The organism is Zhongshania antarctica (assembly GCF_014202945.1).
Taxonomy (GTDB): Bacteria; Pseudomonadota; Gammaproteobacteria; order Pseudomonadales; family Spongiibacteraceae; genus Spongiibacter; species Spongiibacter antarcticus.
Window position 1 is genome coordinate 1 of record NZ_JACHHW010000009.1, and the last position, 13,661, is coordinate 13,661.

The 13,661-nt window shown below is 50.5% G+C and carries 14 protein-coding genes; 7 read left to right on the forward strand and 7 right to left on the reverse strand.

Features of this window, described 5'->3' with window-relative positions; all coding sequences use genetic code 11:
- The 3 genes from HNQ57_RS14840 to HNQ57_RS14850 form a co-directional block, all read left to right on the forward strand.
- A partial coding sequence (locus HNQ57_RS14840) for a hypothetical protein (protein ID WP_221301744.1) occupies positions 1-721 on the forward strand: 721 nt, incomplete at its 5' end.
- Positions 722-820: 99 nt separating this feature from the next.
- Complete coding sequence (locus HNQ57_RS14845) at positions 821-1,309, forward strand: DUF1643 domain-containing protein (RefSeq protein WP_221301745.1); 489 nt, start codon at positions 821-823, stop codon at positions 1,307-1,309.
- A 68-nt stretch (positions 1,310-1,377) separates the two neighbouring features.
- Complete coding sequence (locus HNQ57_RS14850; protein ID WP_184464317.1) at positions 1,378-1,653, forward strand: putative quinol monooxygenase; 276 nt, start codon at positions 1,378-1,380, stop codon at positions 1,651-1,653.
- Between the two features lie 41 nt (positions 1,654-1,694).
- Here the strand turns inward: HNQ57_RS14850 and HNQ57_RS14855 are convergent, their stop codons facing one another.
- Together HNQ57_RS14855 and HNQ57_RS14860 are read right to left on the reverse strand one after the other, a co-directional pair.
- A complete protein-coding gene (locus tag HNQ57_RS14855) occupies positions 1,695-1,934 on the reverse strand; it encodes a hypothetical protein (RefSeq protein WP_184464319.1) in 240 nt (79 codons plus the stop codon).
- Positions 1,931-4,207: a molybdopterin-containing oxidoreductase family protein gene (locus HNQ57_RS14860; protein ID WP_184464321.1), complete on the reverse strand. Its 2,277-nt coding sequence runs from the start codon at positions 4,205-4,207 to the stop codon at positions 1,931-1,933. The genes HNQ57_RS14855 and HNQ57_RS14860 overlap by 4 nt, the downstream gene beginning before the upstream one ends.
- 148 nt (positions 4,208-4,355) lie before the next feature.
- Here HNQ57_RS14860 and HNQ57_RS14865 point away from each other — a divergent pair, with 148 nt between their 5' ends.
- The 4 genes from HNQ57_RS14865 to HNQ57_RS14880 all read left to right on the forward strand — a co-directional run bounded on the left by HNQ57_RS14865 (position 4,356) and on the right by HNQ57_RS14880 (position 8,246).
- A complete protein-coding gene (locus tag HNQ57_RS14865; protein ID WP_184464323.1) occupies positions 4,356-4,841 on the forward strand; it encodes a winged helix-turn-helix transcriptional regulator in 486 nt (161 codons plus the stop codon).
- A 261-nt stretch (positions 4,842-5,102) separates the two neighbouring features.
- Positions 5,103-6,245, forward strand: coding sequence for a zinc-binding dehydrogenase (locus HNQ57_RS14870; RefSeq protein WP_184464324.1), 1,143 nt, complete (start codon positions 5,103-5,105; stop codon positions 6,243-6,245).
- A gap of 286 nt (positions 6,246-6,531) precedes the next feature.
- Complete coding sequence (locus tag HNQ57_RS14875) at positions 6,532-7,827, forward strand: spinster family MFS transporter (protein ID WP_184464325.1); 1,296 nt, start codon at positions 6,532-6,534, stop codon at positions 7,825-7,827.
- Between the two features lie 182 nt (positions 7,828-8,009).
- The gene (locus HNQ57_RS14880; protein ID WP_184464326.1) at positions 8,010-8,246 is read left to right on the forward strand and encodes a hypothetical protein; all 237 of its coding nucleotides are present in this window, start codon (positions 8,010-8,012) and stop codon (positions 8,244-8,246) included.
- 256 nt (positions 8,247-8,502) lie between these two features.
- Here HNQ57_RS14880 and HNQ57_RS14885 read toward each other — a convergent pair whose 3' ends face one another.
- The 5 genes from HNQ57_RS14885 to HNQ57_RS14905 form a co-directional block, all read right to left on the reverse strand.
- Positions 8,503-9,735: an NADH:flavin oxidoreductase/NADH oxidase family protein gene (locus HNQ57_RS14885; RefSeq protein ID WP_226968208.1), complete on the reverse strand. Its 1,233-nt coding sequence runs from the start codon at positions 9,733-9,735 to the stop codon at positions 8,503-8,505.
- 98 nt (positions 9,736-9,833) lie between these two features.
- A complete protein-coding gene (locus tag HNQ57_RS18250; protein ID WP_420825310.1) occupies positions 9,834-10,196 on the reverse strand; it encodes a fatty acid desaturase in 363 nt (120 codons plus the stop codon).
- Positions 10,197-10,430: 234 nt separating this feature from the next.
- Positions 10,431-10,820, reverse strand: a complete 390-nt coding sequence (locus HNQ57_RS14895) for an FmdB family zinc ribbon protein (RefSeq protein WP_184464328.1) — start codon at positions 10,818-10,820, stop codon at positions 10,431-10,433.
- Positions 10,821-10,903: 83 nt separating this feature from the next.
- Positions 10,904-12,136, reverse strand: coding sequence for a formamidase (fmdA, locus tag HNQ57_RS14900; RefSeq protein ID WP_184464330.1), 1,233 nt, complete (start codon positions 12,134-12,136; stop codon positions 10,904-10,906).
- 437 nt (positions 12,137-12,573) lie between these two features.
- Positions 12,574-13,632 (reverse strand): AAA family ATPase, encoded by a 1,059-nt coding sequence (locus tag HNQ57_RS14905; RefSeq protein ID WP_184464332.1) that lies wholly within the window; start codon positions 13,630-13,632, stop codon positions 12,574-12,576.
- Between the last annotated feature and the right edge of the window lie 29 nt (positions 13,633-13,661).

The following is a 13,661-nucleotide window of genomic DNA, read 5'->3' on the forward strand; positions in this document are numbered from 1 at the left end:
AACATCTAATAACGATCATAAATCGCTAAGGATGGTGACCTTCCTACAGAGGACTTTCACCTCATTAGTTCATGCCCATGCTGGGCGTACACAAATCAAGGTTGGGGACACGCTTGACAGCTCGCCCCAACTTGCCGTGCTGGGCATACGCATGACAAAGTACCGTCCTTATCAAGAAATAACAGCGCAGAGCATTAACGTTGCGACTCTAATGGGTCTGTTCAATGACCTCGAAAAAAGGTCTGATAACGCTGCCGCACTAACTCCTGTGGTTGTTTTTTTAGCGTTCTCTATGGAATCTTATATTAATTCACTGGGAGCACAACATTTAGATATATGGGATGAACTTGAACGGCTTCCTTGGAAGAAAAAGATTACTATTCTGCATAAAACCGTAAGTAAGTCGCCAGATTGGGGTAGTCCTCCACTCCAATTCGCAAGCCAAATATTTAAGCTCCGGGATAGGCTGGCGCACGGAAAGCCAGAGATTGTATATGGCCCAGTACTTAACTCCGAGGAGGAGGCCGTTGAAGTACTCCGAAATCCCACAATTTTTCAACCTGACTGGTACAGCACAATAAATAAGGTTTGGTTGCTAGAATCAAAGAATAAGTTCCGCACCCTTATGGTATATCTAGGTGAGCTCTTTGATCGTCATGAATCAGATCATCTAGCCATCGCATACACAGGCATTGAAGAGCTTCCAGATAAAAATTTCTAACAAATGTTGGCTTTCGGACGAGACAGTTGGCCACGTTTCGCATCGCCACACAATTGTAGCCAACTATTACTTAGCCTGTTATTTGGGCGTTCAATTCACATGGAAATTTCGGAGAAACTTTTGAAGAAAGATGCAAAATTATCCGAGTGCCGGAAGTACCGATTTGCTTTATGGCGTATCTGGGATGATTCAAAGCCCCACGTAATGTTTATTGGCCTGAACCCATCTACCGCCAACGAAACAGAAGATGACCCAACTCTTACGCGCTGTATTAACTATGCAAAATCATGGGGGTTTGGTGGTGTGTGCATGGCAAACCTGTTTGCGTTTCGTGCGACGGCACCCGAAGATATGCTCACTGCATGTGACCCCGTAGGTCATGAGAATGACAAGTGGCTTATCAAACTATCAGGTAAAGCAGGGCTTGTTGTTGCGGCATGGGGTAATACTGGCTGTCACATCGGGCGCTCACATCAGGTAAAACAACTGCTGCCAAATTTACACTGCCTAAAAATGAATAAGTCGGGCGAGCCTGCACATCCGCTATATCAAAAATCAAACTTACTGCCGAAGCAAATGTGCACTTAACAAACGCATGTTGTTCGCCGCATAAAAAGCATGCCGCTGGGGCGTTATGCATCCAGAAGAGTAATTACATGGCAATAATCGTTGCAGGAAAATTAAAGCTAAAGCGTGGCACGCGAGAAGAATTTATCAAAAAGTCGCTTGATTCTGTATCGCAGGCGAGAATGCTCGATGCATGCGAAGATTTTTCCGTATCGCCAGATCCTCTCGATGAGAACAGGGTAAATATTTTCGAGAAATGGATTGCACGCGGCCCATTGGATGAATTCAGAAATTCGGGCCCAGACAATGATTCATTTTCTCTAATAGACGCTTTTGATGTGAAGGAATATGAGATCGACTCATAACACCTGAACCAATTTCGCTATTTTTCCGCCGCGCTCCAAACCTAATGACCACTCTCACCCCGCTGGTAGCGATCAAGCTCGTCTGGATCAAAGCCCTCATTGCCGTCGACAATTTGGTCACGCATAAAGTCTTCGTGGGGCGCACGCCGAGACACGCGGTCTACGATAAAGCGGCAGAGGCGATCTAATAATGATCTATTGCGCGAGGCGCGGTCTGCCAGCCAGATAAGGAGCTTAGCTGCACGCTCCCGCTTTCTCTCAGCCCTACTGAGTTTGCTCATAATGTGGCCTCTGTCGGAGCTGGGTTGGCGGCGCCCCCAGTAGGGTCTTTAACAATACGGCAGGGCACACCTTTTAGATGGGGGATGCCCTGCTCGCGGTCTAGATAATCTTCGTCATCGCGACACAATTGCGCGTCGCTGTATTGCAGCGCACCCGACAAATGACCCGCGCCCGATTGCATCTCTGGCTTCCACCAGCCGTGGGGTACGCGCACTAGGCCGTTGGGCATGGCTTCTTTAATGGCGACTTGCGCTGAAATTTTTCCTGTTTGGTTTTCGATAATGACCCACTCGTTTTCTTGGAGCTGATAGTCCTTTGCGGTATCTGGGCTCACAAAGATCATGGGCTCGGGAGCGCGCTGGCGCATTTCTGGTACCTGCCGTTGGGCAGTTTGAAAATAGCCGTCTTCACGTACGCCGGTAAACATTTGTAGGGGGTAATTGGGGTCGACTGGCGGATCTTCACGAAAGTAAGGAAGCGGATCAAAGCCAAGGTCTTCGAGAATAGAGGACTTTAATTCCACCTTGCCGCTCGGCGTGGCAAAGCCGGTTTTTAAGTACTTGCGAAACTCCGGCATATCGAAATAAATTTCGGTGGTTTCCGACAACTCTTTAAAACTCATGCCGGTTGCTTTCAAGCGATCGTCATAGAAATCGGTTAGCGACGCCCACGACACCAACTCAGGGCGGTCTAAGGCATTGGCGATGCGTTTCCAAAACTCCCAGGTACTCAGCGCCTCGCCAGGGGGCTCCATCGACTGCTCCGACGGACGGTAGGCCGACATCCAGCCAAAGGCATCGGTCAACCAGGGCCGCTCCAACCAACTGTCACCGGGTAGCACGTAATCAGCTAGCTGCGCGGTTGGGGTCATATGGTGCTCGTGGGCAACAATGAGATCCTGATTCATCATGGCTTTGATAATGAGCGGCATATTGGCGTAGCTCATTACGGTGTTATTGCCCAAGGTAAAAAAGGCCTTTACTGGATAACTGCCCTCACCCGCCATGGCCCGGAAGGTGGCCGACGGATTAGCCATATAACAGCCGGTAATTTGATTGGGGTATTCGTGCCCCCACACGCGCTTAAGCGGTTCGCGCAGCGCCTCTTGCCCACGGTAGGTAAATGCGGGGTGGGTATCTGAGCCGAGCTGTTTGGCCTTTTGTGCCTCAGACAAAACTTCGTGCATTTCAATGGTCGATTCCGGCACCACGTCGGGATGAAAACCCTGCAGGGTTTCACCACCGGCAACATCGATGTAGCCACACACGGCGCGCAAAATACCTTGCAGACGAATCGCCGAGGTACTATTGCGCTGCATGTCGGTGATTGGCGTCCAGGGAATAATCGACGGGCCGGAGTTCGCATACATGCGCGCCGCCTTAGCGATCATCTCTGGCTCACAACCCGTAAGCTTGGCGACGCGATCTAAGGGAAACTCGTCTACGCGCTTACGCAATTCTTCAAAGCCCACTGTCCAGTTGGCCACAAAGTCTTTGTCGTACAGACCTTCATCAAAAATGACTTTTAACCAGCCAAACATCATGGCGGCGTCGCTGCCCGCTTTTAAGGGCAACCAAATATCCGCGCGCTCTGCGCTCGAGCTCTTGCGGGGATCACACACAATTAGCTTGGCGCCGCGCTGCTGTGCCGAGCGAATATAGTTATAAAGCGGTGTCCAGCTGTGACGCCGGGGATTGTGCCCCATGAGCACGATGCAATTGGTGTTATTAAAGTCCCCCATCGGGAACCAGCCATAGGTCAGCCGGTTAATAGCAGCAGTATTACCTGCACACAGGGCAACACCACTGATCCAGTTTGGCGAGCCAATATGGTTCATGATTCGACGGCCAAGACCGTGGTCTGTGGCGGTATTCCACTGACTGGTGGATACCGCCCACGCCTCGGGGCCGTGTTCATCAATCACTTTTTTCAGTCGCTGGCCAATATCCCTCATCGCCTCGTCCCAGCTGACCCGCTCCCACTTGCCGGAACCACGTTCACCGACCCGCTTCATGGGGTGCAAAATGCGGTCTGGGTGGGCAAAAGCTTTGGGCGCAATAATCCCTTTCATGCAAATATTGTCGCGAAAGATGGGGTTATCTGAAGAGCGCACTTTAACGACTCTGCCCTGCTTACTTTCTGTCACCACACTACAGGCGATGTCGCAGGTCGCGCAGATAGTGCGCTTAACGGTGACACCGTCCTTAGCGGGACGCAGCTTATGCTTGGCATTGGCTATCGCACTTGGGTCAAAGGGGACGGGGGCAGGCATGGCACTCTCCAAAAGCAAATATTCTTGTGACTTTATTGGTCAGTCCAAAAACTGGACTTATTGATTAAAGTTAGTACAAAAAATGGACTTTGTATATACTTTGTGGCGAACTACTCAGAAATCTGCGCGATTATTAGAGGCAAATTAAATGCAATGGGAAGAGCTCGGCGCACAGCAATGTTCAGTTGCTCGCAGTTCGGTCGTTCTTGGCGATCGCTGGACGCTTGTGATTCTTAGTGACTGCTTTCTGGGAGTACGGCGCTTTGAAGATCTGCAGACACGCCTACAGGTGTCACGCACAACATTGACCCAGCGCTTAAAAAAACTAGAGGCGCACAATGTATTGGAGCGCCGCGCTTACCAAAGCAATCCAGCGCGTTATGAATACCGCCTAACTGAAAAGGGTCGCGACCTGTATCCGGTAATTTCGACCCTGCTTAACTGGGGCGACAAATACTATTCCGATGCCGCTGGGCCACCGATTCTGCGCCAGCATCAATCTTGTGGTCACGACATTCAGCCGATTCTTTGCTGCCCGGACTGCGGTGAGCCAATTGATCCCCGCCAAGTAAGTGCTCGCAAACGTCCAGACGCACCCGGTTTTGCCGAGGTCATCCGCGGCCCCGCCCGCTAATTTTAGCCCCACCCCCGCAGCAGCGACTTAGCAAGATGCGTAACTATTTTACGGGGGTAGCGGCATGGCGCGGGCATCTAGCACTATTCCCTGCGTTTACCCACAAATCAGCTATTCTTCTTAGCAGCTCACCGCGCCAACCCAGACAAATGAAGCGGGGCCTTTCGAACGCCAATTCAATAACATTTGTTATTTCTGTAACGCTAGAGTTACGCTGATACATACGATTACAAAAATCCAAATTTCGGGGAGAAGAAAGAGATGAACAACGAAACACCTAGCTCAGGCCTGCAACTGCGGTCACTGGTCACTGAAGATGGTCAGCTACAACTTTTTCTAAAATCAGCGCCAGTACCCGAGCCCGGCGAAAATGAAGTGGTCGTGCGCATTGAAGCGACGCCAATCAACCCCTCTGACCAAGCAATTCTAATAATGCCGGCAGACGTCGCTACTGGTGAAACCAGTGGCAGCGGCGCAGACACACGCTACACCGCCAAATTGCGCAGCGGAATGGAAAGTCGCGTTAAGCCCCGTATTGGCAAACCTCTGGCAATGGGCAACGAGGGTGCTGGCACGGTCGTTAAAGCCGGTAGCGGCGCCGCAGCACAAGCACTGCGGGGCAAAACTGTTGCCGTTATGGATGGCGCGCTTTACTGCCAGTATCGCAAGGTCAATGTAATGCAGTGCATGCCGCAGAACGAAGGCACCACGGCTAGGGAGGCCGCGTCGTGCTTTGTAAACCCGCTCACGGCCCTAGGCTTTGTCGAAACCATGCGCACAGAAGGCTTTAAAGCGATTATCCATACCGCCGCCGCGTCGAATTTGGGCCAGATGCTCAATCGAATTTGCCAAAGCGATGGCATCGACTTAATCAATATTGTGCGCAAGCAAGAGCAGGTCGACATTCTCAAAGCCATGGGTGCGAAATATATCTGTAATTCCAGCGATGAGAATTTCATGAACGACCTCACCGCCGCTATTGAAGAAACCGGTGCCTACATTGCTTTTGATGCCACAGGCGGCGGCGACCTCGGTAGTCGCATTCTCAGCTGTATGGAGCGCGCTGCGCTAAAAGGCACCGAAGAACTGCCCGGTCCCTATGGCTCCACCACCTTTAAGCAACTCTATATCTACGGTGGCCTCGATTTATCACCAACCATTATTAACCGTAACTTTGGTTTTAGCTGGGGCATTAACGCCTGGCTCCTTACCCCCTTTACGCAAAAGGCTGGCATGGAAAAAATGATGGAGTTGCGCCAGCGTGTTGCCAATGAACTGCGGACGACGTTTGCCAGCCATTACAGCGACGAGATTTCACTGACCGAAGCCCTAGACAAAGATATTGTTGCGGCCTACAGCCAGCAGGCCACCGGCAGAAAATTCCTCATCAACCCATCAAAGTAAAATAGGCAAGGGACTACCTACGTGGCCATAATTAAAACCAATGGCCACAGAAGATCGCTAGCTTGGCTTCAATAGCAAACCTAGCGGTCGCTATTTTCAGCAATAAATTCCGTGGCGTGCCGTCAATACTATTATTGCCGCGACGCCCCACCACTAAAACTAGTGGCTAACAAGCCAGCCAACAACGATATTCTAGGCCAGCATTAACAGCGCTGGATTTAAGGCCGCGGCCAAGCCTTCGGCAAAAAAAAACGCATATAACAATAAATAGCGAGTACCGACTGATATGAGTACTGAACACAACGCCAAGTCGCCAGATTCAACGCCAACCGGCGCCGCCTATTACGCACTAGGTGTATTAACCATTGTTTATAGTTTTAACTTTATCGACCGGCAATTACTCGCCATTTTACAAGAATCTATAAAAGCCGATTTAGGCTTAAAAGACTCTCATTTGGGATTGCTAACAGGCTTCGCCTTTGCCGCCTTTTATGTCACTGCGGGCATTCCCATTGCACGCTGGGCCGATCGCGCCAACCGCCGTAATATCGTCGCCTTGGCGGTATTCATCTGGAGCTTTATGACCAGTATCAGCGGCTTAGCTCAAAATTTTGTGCAGCTCCTGCTTGCCCGTATTGGCGTTGGCGTTGGCGAAGCCGGCGGCAGCCCCCCTTCGCACTCCATGATTTCCGATATTTTTCCGCCACAGAAACGCGCAACGGCAATGGGGCTTTACTCCTCGGGCGTGAATATTGGCATTCTCTTTGGCTTTTTACTCGGCGGTTGGCTCAACGAGTTTTTTGGCTGGCGAGTCGCATTTGTGGTGGTGGGGATGCCCGGCATATTGCTGGCTATTGTCGTCAGGTTTACGCTGTCTGAGCCCAAGCGTGGCCAATCTGAGGCGCGCGTCGCCAGCGCCACCCAACCGTCGCTTATCGAGGTGTTATCGGTACTCTGGAACCGGCCCTCATTTCGTTTTCTGTCCATGGGCGCCGCGCTCAACGCCTTTGCCGGCTACGCAACCGCCAACTGGACTGCCTCCTTCATGATCCGCAGCCATGGCATGACCACCGGTGAACTCGGCACGTGGCTAGCCGTAATATTGGGCTTAGGCGGCGCAGTGGGCGTTATTGCCGGCGGGTACATCTCAGACAAGCTCGGCCGAAGCGATAAGCGCTGGTATATGTGGATGCCCACCCTCGCGCTGATTGTCGGCCTGCCATTTACCGTGGCGGCCTTTACGGTTGATGAAAAATATACCGCCTTAATGTGCTTAATCATCCCCGGAATAGTAATGAACAGCTATCTCGGCAATGTTATCGCCATGACCCACGGTTTGGTGGGTTTGAGCATGCGCGCTACGGCCTCTGCGGTCCTTTTCTTTATCATTAATATTATCGGCCTAGGCTTGGGGCCGTGGAGTGTCGGTATTCTCAGTGACGCGCTCACACCGACCTTAGGGGCATCGGCACTCGGCATGGCACTGTTTTACATTGTGCCGCCAATCATGGTGCTATCGGCACTGTGTTTTTACGGTGCTTCGCACAAGCTGCAGAAGGACTTGTCCTTGGTGCCCGATTGATATCCCACTGGCCCACAGGCCTTGCAAGAGTGTTACACTGCTCTTGCAAGGCGAGGATACCGCTATGACACAAACAGGGGTGTAGCCGTGCAATTAGAATTGACTAAATCCGCCACTGTTTTCTAGCCAAAAACAGTCTACAGTTGACGTCCGGCTTCAGCAGCAAAGGAATAATGACGATCATGGAACACAAAGAAATGAACACAGTCACTGAACAAAAGCCCCTCAGCGTCTTCGAAACGTTTAAGCAGGGTATTTCTTTGTTATTTGCGCTACAAAATCAGTCTGGCCGCAAAAGACTCATGGACTTAGCCGAATCAAACCCGATGCCCATCATTTTTGCCGGCGTTTCGGCAATGGGCATCTTTTTCATGGTTTGCTTTCTAACATCGCAGCTCGCGCTCAAGCTCCTTGCATAATACTGAAAACCATTCACCATTTGCGCAAGCCGCAACAAAAGCCCGCTACTGCGACTTGTGTCTAAATACAAATGAACAGCCGATGACAACACCATGAAACTAGGTGGGCGTCTCGTCTCGCTAGGTAGCAAAATCGACGGCTGGGTTTAAACGCATATTTTACGTCAATGCCTGCCTGGCAACTCTTCCAAGAAGAAAATCTTACGCCCACGAGCGAATCGCGCCTGGGCGATTAACTCGTAAGAATAGTAGCCGGCTACACGCGCCGTTTTTGAAAGGCCAGCGCGCCTAAGGCGGTGAAGGTCTTTAACACAGATACCCACTCCGAAAGATTCGGCTTTGGCGACTTGCCTTTACCAATACGCTCAAGCTGGTGCTCATACCAAGTAATGTCCAGCATGGTCATTGCGTCTAAGGCTTTTATGCCCGTACTAAGCACCGGTAGTTGAATTGAATGTTTGTCACTCGCCATCAGTTTATTTGCTAGAGCCGGATCTAAGGCCAGCGGCCTTGCGATACCGATCATATCTGCCGCGCCAGAGGCGATTGCACTATTCATAGCGCTGGCAGAGCGGAAGCCGCCGGTAACAACCAGAGGCACATTCATGATTTTTTGTGCTTTCTCAGCATAGTCTAAGAAATAGGCTTCGCGCTTGAGTGTGCTTTCGCTCGCGCCACTGCCAACCATACTGGGGTTTTCGTAGTTACCGCCGGAGATCTCGATTAAATCAATGCCTTCGTTCTGCAAGGCCTGGATAACTTCAATCGAGTCAGACTCATCAAAACCACCTTTTTGGAAGTCCGCAGAGTTTAACTTTACACCAACAGGGAAACTATCTCCTACCGCGGCGCGTATCGCGCGATAAATTTCCATTAAAAAGCGCATGCGGTTCTCAAGACTACCGCCCCACTGATCGTCGCGGCGATTATGATGCGGCGACAAAAACTGATTGACCAAGTAACCGTGCGCGCTATGGATTTGCACGCCATTAAAGCCACATTCCTTCGCCTTGGCGCTTACCCAAGCAAAACGTTCAATGATGGCCAAAATCTCGGCCTCGGTTAAGGCCCGCGGGCATTTAAAGCCACTTTCTAGACCATTGCCAAGTGGCACTGCTGACGGTGCAAGCGGTTCTTTACTCAAAAAACTCGGTATTTGCTTACCCGGATGGTTCAGCTGCATCCAGACCTGCGCGCCATTTTCTGTACTGGCATCAGCCCAGGCCTTAAATTTAGCAATATCCGATTTCTCGTCCAGTACCACATTTCGCGGTTCACCCAAGGCGCTGCGGTCTACCATTACGTTGCCGGTAACCAGCAAACCCGTGCCGCCCTTTGCCCACGCACGGTAAAGGTGTACTAACTCATCGGTGGGCGCGTTATCGCGATCTGCCAACTGCTCGCTCATAGCCGACTTAAAAAGACGATTTTTTATACTCGCTTTGTTATTTACATCGAGTTGACTGGCTATCGTTGTTATTGAAGTCAAAATGAATTCCCTGGTATTTAGATCCAAAAATACTGATATGTAATCAATGAGGGTATTGAATAAAAATACAAGTAAGCCCCTCAAAAAAATAGCGCCACTCACACCTTCACCGGCGTCCCACTCCAAACACCAAGAACAGGCCTGCCATGTGCGCGCAGTATTGGCCCAATTTGCCGATGCAGCGCATGGTAGCGATAAAACGGTACGCGAGGAACGAGGTGATGAATAAAGTGTAAATTCTGACCCCGCCAAAACCGCTCCACGGGTCGCATCCAGATTGGCATAATAAGACTGTTGGTGTTTAGGTAACGCTGGGTATTGTCGTATGAAAGTGCGGGCGATAGGCAAACGAATACGCCGCAAAGAACCTGCCAAAGAAATAGCCCATTAACACAACCGCCACAATACCCGACGGGTCTATTAGCACAATAGTTAACACCCGCCAGCCCAGCGACACACAAAGCTCAGCACAGTAAATAATGCATTCTGTAAGCTGCGCTGAGTGACAGTCACTTTTCGCGGAAAAACTATTCTGGGTGTAAAAGAATTTCACCGTTGTTAGCAATACACCGAGAAACATTGTGCACTGAAGCAGACGCCGAATACAAGGATCAGCGCTTAATCAAAAAAGGAAGGGGCTGCACTCTAGCGCCACCCCTTCAATATCCCTTCCCAAAGAGAATTTCAAAGTCACCTCAGTGACTAATCATCCAGGGTCTCTGGGAGGGAAAAACCTTGCTGCCATCAGGCAAGAAAATTGCCTGCTGCCGCAAGCTACTACGATCAGGATTAAATACCTTAGGCCCACAGTCACAACCCTTTTTGGCTGCTGAGTGGGCGCGACGCTGACTCGCATCCTCGCGCGAATCTGGTGTTGATATTATCGGTTGATGTAGCGCCTTTTCATTGCGCGCCATGGCCTGCCGTTTCGCTGGTGCCATGGCCAACACCTCAGGCGGAATCATAATCACCCGCGCACTAAGCTCGCCGCATTGCGGGCAGGCACAGGGCAGAGCCGACTCGGCCATACTGGCTAAATCGTGGAACAGGCCGTGATCCTGACATTTATAATCGTATACTGGCATTGCTTAGTCTCCTCTCGCCTCGTCGTTTAGCGCGCCAGCCCATTCCCCAATACGCCGGCGCACAGTGACTCACTATTCAGATGTCACAAATCCGGAGATAAAGGCACATCTGAACTACTGCCATCGACCTCTATTTTGGGCCCATTGGCATTGGGTTGCAGATCAAAATCAAAGATATCAGTGGGCAGCCACAGTGTGGCGCAGGCGTTTGGAATATCCACCACCCCACTGATATGCCCCTGCACCGGTGCCACCCCAAGTATGGTGTACGCCTGCGCACGGGTGTATCCAAACTTGGTGAGATACTCAATGGCATTCAAGCACGCCTGCCGATAAGCAATATGCACATCGAGGTAATGCTGTTTACCGCCTTCATCTACCGAGATACCTTCAAAAATCAGATAATCATCGTACTTAGGGGTAATCGGGCTAGGTTTGAAAATAGGATTCTTAATGCCGTACTTTTCAATACCGCCTTTAATTAAATTAACCCGTAAATGGATCCAACCGGCCATTTCAATGGCGCCGCAAAAGGTGATTTCTCCGTCGCCCTGGCTGAAGTGCAAATCTCCTACACTCAGGCCAGCGTCTTTTACATAGACGGGGAAATACACCTTTGCACCACGAGACAAATCTTTAATGTCGCAGTTGCCACCGTGCTCGCGGGGTGGCACCGTGCGGGCGCCTTCAGCGGCAGCAGCCTTGGCCGCCTCACCGGTCATGCGCCCCATATGGGCAGTTTCCGCATAGGGCAAGGCCGCTAATTCCGGAACGCGGTGCGGGTCCGTGTCGACCAGCGCTTGTTCACGGGTATTCCACTCGTTCAACATTTCCCGTGATGGCAGGCAGCCAATCAAACCGGGATGAATCAAACCGGCAAATTCCACTCTAGGCACATGCCGAGATTTGGTGAACATGCCATTAAAATCCCAAATCGATTTCTGGGCTTCGGGAAAATGTTCGGTTAAAAAACCACCCCCGTTCTGTTTAGAGAAGAAGCCGTTAAAACCCCACTGACTGTCATCAAAGGTACCGATATCTAGAATATCGACCACCAGTAAATCACCCGGTTCGGCACCCTCGACGCCGACAGGGCCAGAGAGAAAATGGACCTTACTCAGGTCAACATCGCGGACATCGTCAGCGGAATCGTTATTGCTAATCTGACCGCCGGTCCAGTCCACACATTCGATTTTAAAATCGTCGCCGGGCTTGACCATCGACACCATCGGAATATCAGGATGCCAGCGGTTGTGGATCATATCGTTCTCATAAGCCGACTTGCTAAGGTCAACCTTGATGATTGTTTCAGCCATCGTTTTTCTCCGGATCAGTCTTAGAAAATTCTGAGCGATAACTGTACTGACTTATTAACCTAAACTTAGCCAATGCAAGATAGTCATAAGCAGCCATCGCCATGACCTCACTATCCCCAATCGCTGCTGAATCCGGTATTAGTCAATATGCCCTGAAGACTACGTCAAATGACGCAGAGTACGAGAAACTGAGAGCTAAACAGGCTGAAAAATATCGCTGCCTAGCCTCGAAACGTGAACAAACCACAGCGGCAGTTTCAGCAGACTATCTAAATTGAATTATCTTAAGACAAGAAACTAGCGAGATGAGACCGCCGAGTGATTGGCGGCTTAGTACATTTATCGAACAAACATAAATTCGATATGCAGTGACGAGCTCTTGGGCTTGGGCTTGGGCTTTATAATATCGAGGGGCGCCTAAAGATCATCACTACGCGCTACTCACCCTCTACTACCAAGGCATTATTCTGAACAAAACCAATAAAGCGGTCACTCGCAGGCGCTGAAAGTATCGCTCTGGCCACAACGGGCTCCAAGTGTGCACGCAAACGGCGAGCAATATCTCGCGCGCCATAGCGGGGGTCGTAGTGTTTCAGAAGATAATCAAAACAGGCTTGATCTAAGTCAAGCTCGACACCCTGCTTGCCTAAACGCCGTCGGAGATTACCTAGCTCAAGATCGAAGAGAGCGCCAAGGTCACTGCGCCGCAAATGTTTAAAAACAAGGCTTGCGTCGATCCTATTAATGAATTCGGGATCAAACTTCTTCCCAAGCGCACGATCAATTAGTTTCTTTTCACTGATTCTTCGCCCAGTAAATACGTATTTTTTATTCCGATGGCGCTCAAGTTCTGAGGCGGCAATATTGCTGCTCATAAAAATCAAACTATTACAAAAATCTAACTCTTTTAGTCCAGACGAGAGCTTAAGTTTGCCGCTGTCCAGTACATTGAGTAGAGAGCGGATTACCTCGTCGCTGGCTTTTTCAATTTCATCAAACAAGATGACGGAAGGCACGCTATAGCTACCTGCAATCGCCTCAGTAGGAAAGAGACTATGCCCTTCTTTGCTACCCACATAGCCCGGCGGCGCACCAGTGAGCGCAGCGGCATAATGGTCTTGCGCCAAGGTATTCATGTCGATGCGAACTAATGCCTCAACGCTACCGCAAATCGCCTCAGCAATAAGGCGAGCGGTCTGGGTCTTACCAACCCCAGTAGGCCCCAACAACAACATCACACACAAAGGCCGCTGCTTACTGCCAATATCAGCTTTTACCACATTGAGCATATCTTCTATTGCCGCCAAAGCGGCGTCTTGAGCAATAATACGGCTACGCAGCAAGCTCATTACCGCGCTAGGCTCAAAGCGAAAGCGGGATTGGCGCCTAGCAGCAACCGTTTTATCCGGCATACACGCGGCTGAAAACAAGCAAGTATCAGTTTGACTGGCCAAGCGCACTTGGTTTTCTGCCAATTGGTCGTTAATAAACGGCATGATAAGCCCCCACGTCTACAAGCGCACTT

Excerpts from the sequence above, each read along its gene's own strand:
- HNQ57_RS14860 (WP_184464321.1), bottom strand. The coding sequence starts at position 4,207 with ATGCCTGCCCCCGTCCCCTTTGACCCAAGTGCGATAGCCAATGCCAAG.
- HNQ57_RS14865 (WP_184464323.1), top strand. The coding sequence starts at position 4,356 with ATGCAATGGGAAGAGCTCGGCGCACAGCAATGTTCAGTTGCTCGCAGT.
- fmdA (WP_184464330.1), bottom strand. The coding sequence starts at position 12,136 with ATGGCTGAAACAATCATCAAGGTTGACCTTAGCAAGTCGGCTTATGAG.
- HNQ57_RS14905 (WP_184464332.1), bottom strand. The coding sequence starts at position 13,632 with ATGCCGTTTATTAACGACCAATTGGCAGAAAACCAAGTGCGCTTGGCC.
- HNQ57_RS14875 (WP_184464325.1), top strand. The coding sequence starts at position 6,532 with ATGAGTACTGAACACAACGCCAAGTCGCCAGATTCAACGCCAACCGGC.
- HNQ57_RS14870 (WP_184464324.1), top strand. The coding sequence starts at position 5,103 with ATGAACAACGAAACACCTAGCTCAGGCCTGCAACTGCGGTCACTGGTC.
- HNQ57_RS14880 (WP_184464326.1), top strand. The coding sequence starts at position 8,010 with ATGGAACACAAAGAAATGAACACAGTCACTGAACAAAAGCCCCTCAGC.
- HNQ57_RS14845 (WP_221301745.1), top strand. The coding sequence starts at position 821 with ATGGAAATTTCGGAGAAACTTTTGAAGAAAGATGCAAAATTATCCGAG.
- HNQ57_RS14855 (WP_184464319.1), bottom strand. The coding sequence starts at position 1,934 with ATGAGCAAACTCAGTAGGGCTGAGAGAAAGCGGGAGCGTGCAGCTAAG.
- HNQ57_RS14850 (WP_184464317.1), top strand. The coding sequence starts at position 1,378 with ATGGCAATAATCGTTGCAGGAAAATTAAAGCTAAAGCGTGGCACGCGA.
- HNQ57_RS14895 (WP_184464328.1), bottom strand. The coding sequence starts at position 10,820 with ATGCCAGTATACGATTATAAATGTCAGGATCACGGCCTGTTCCACGAT.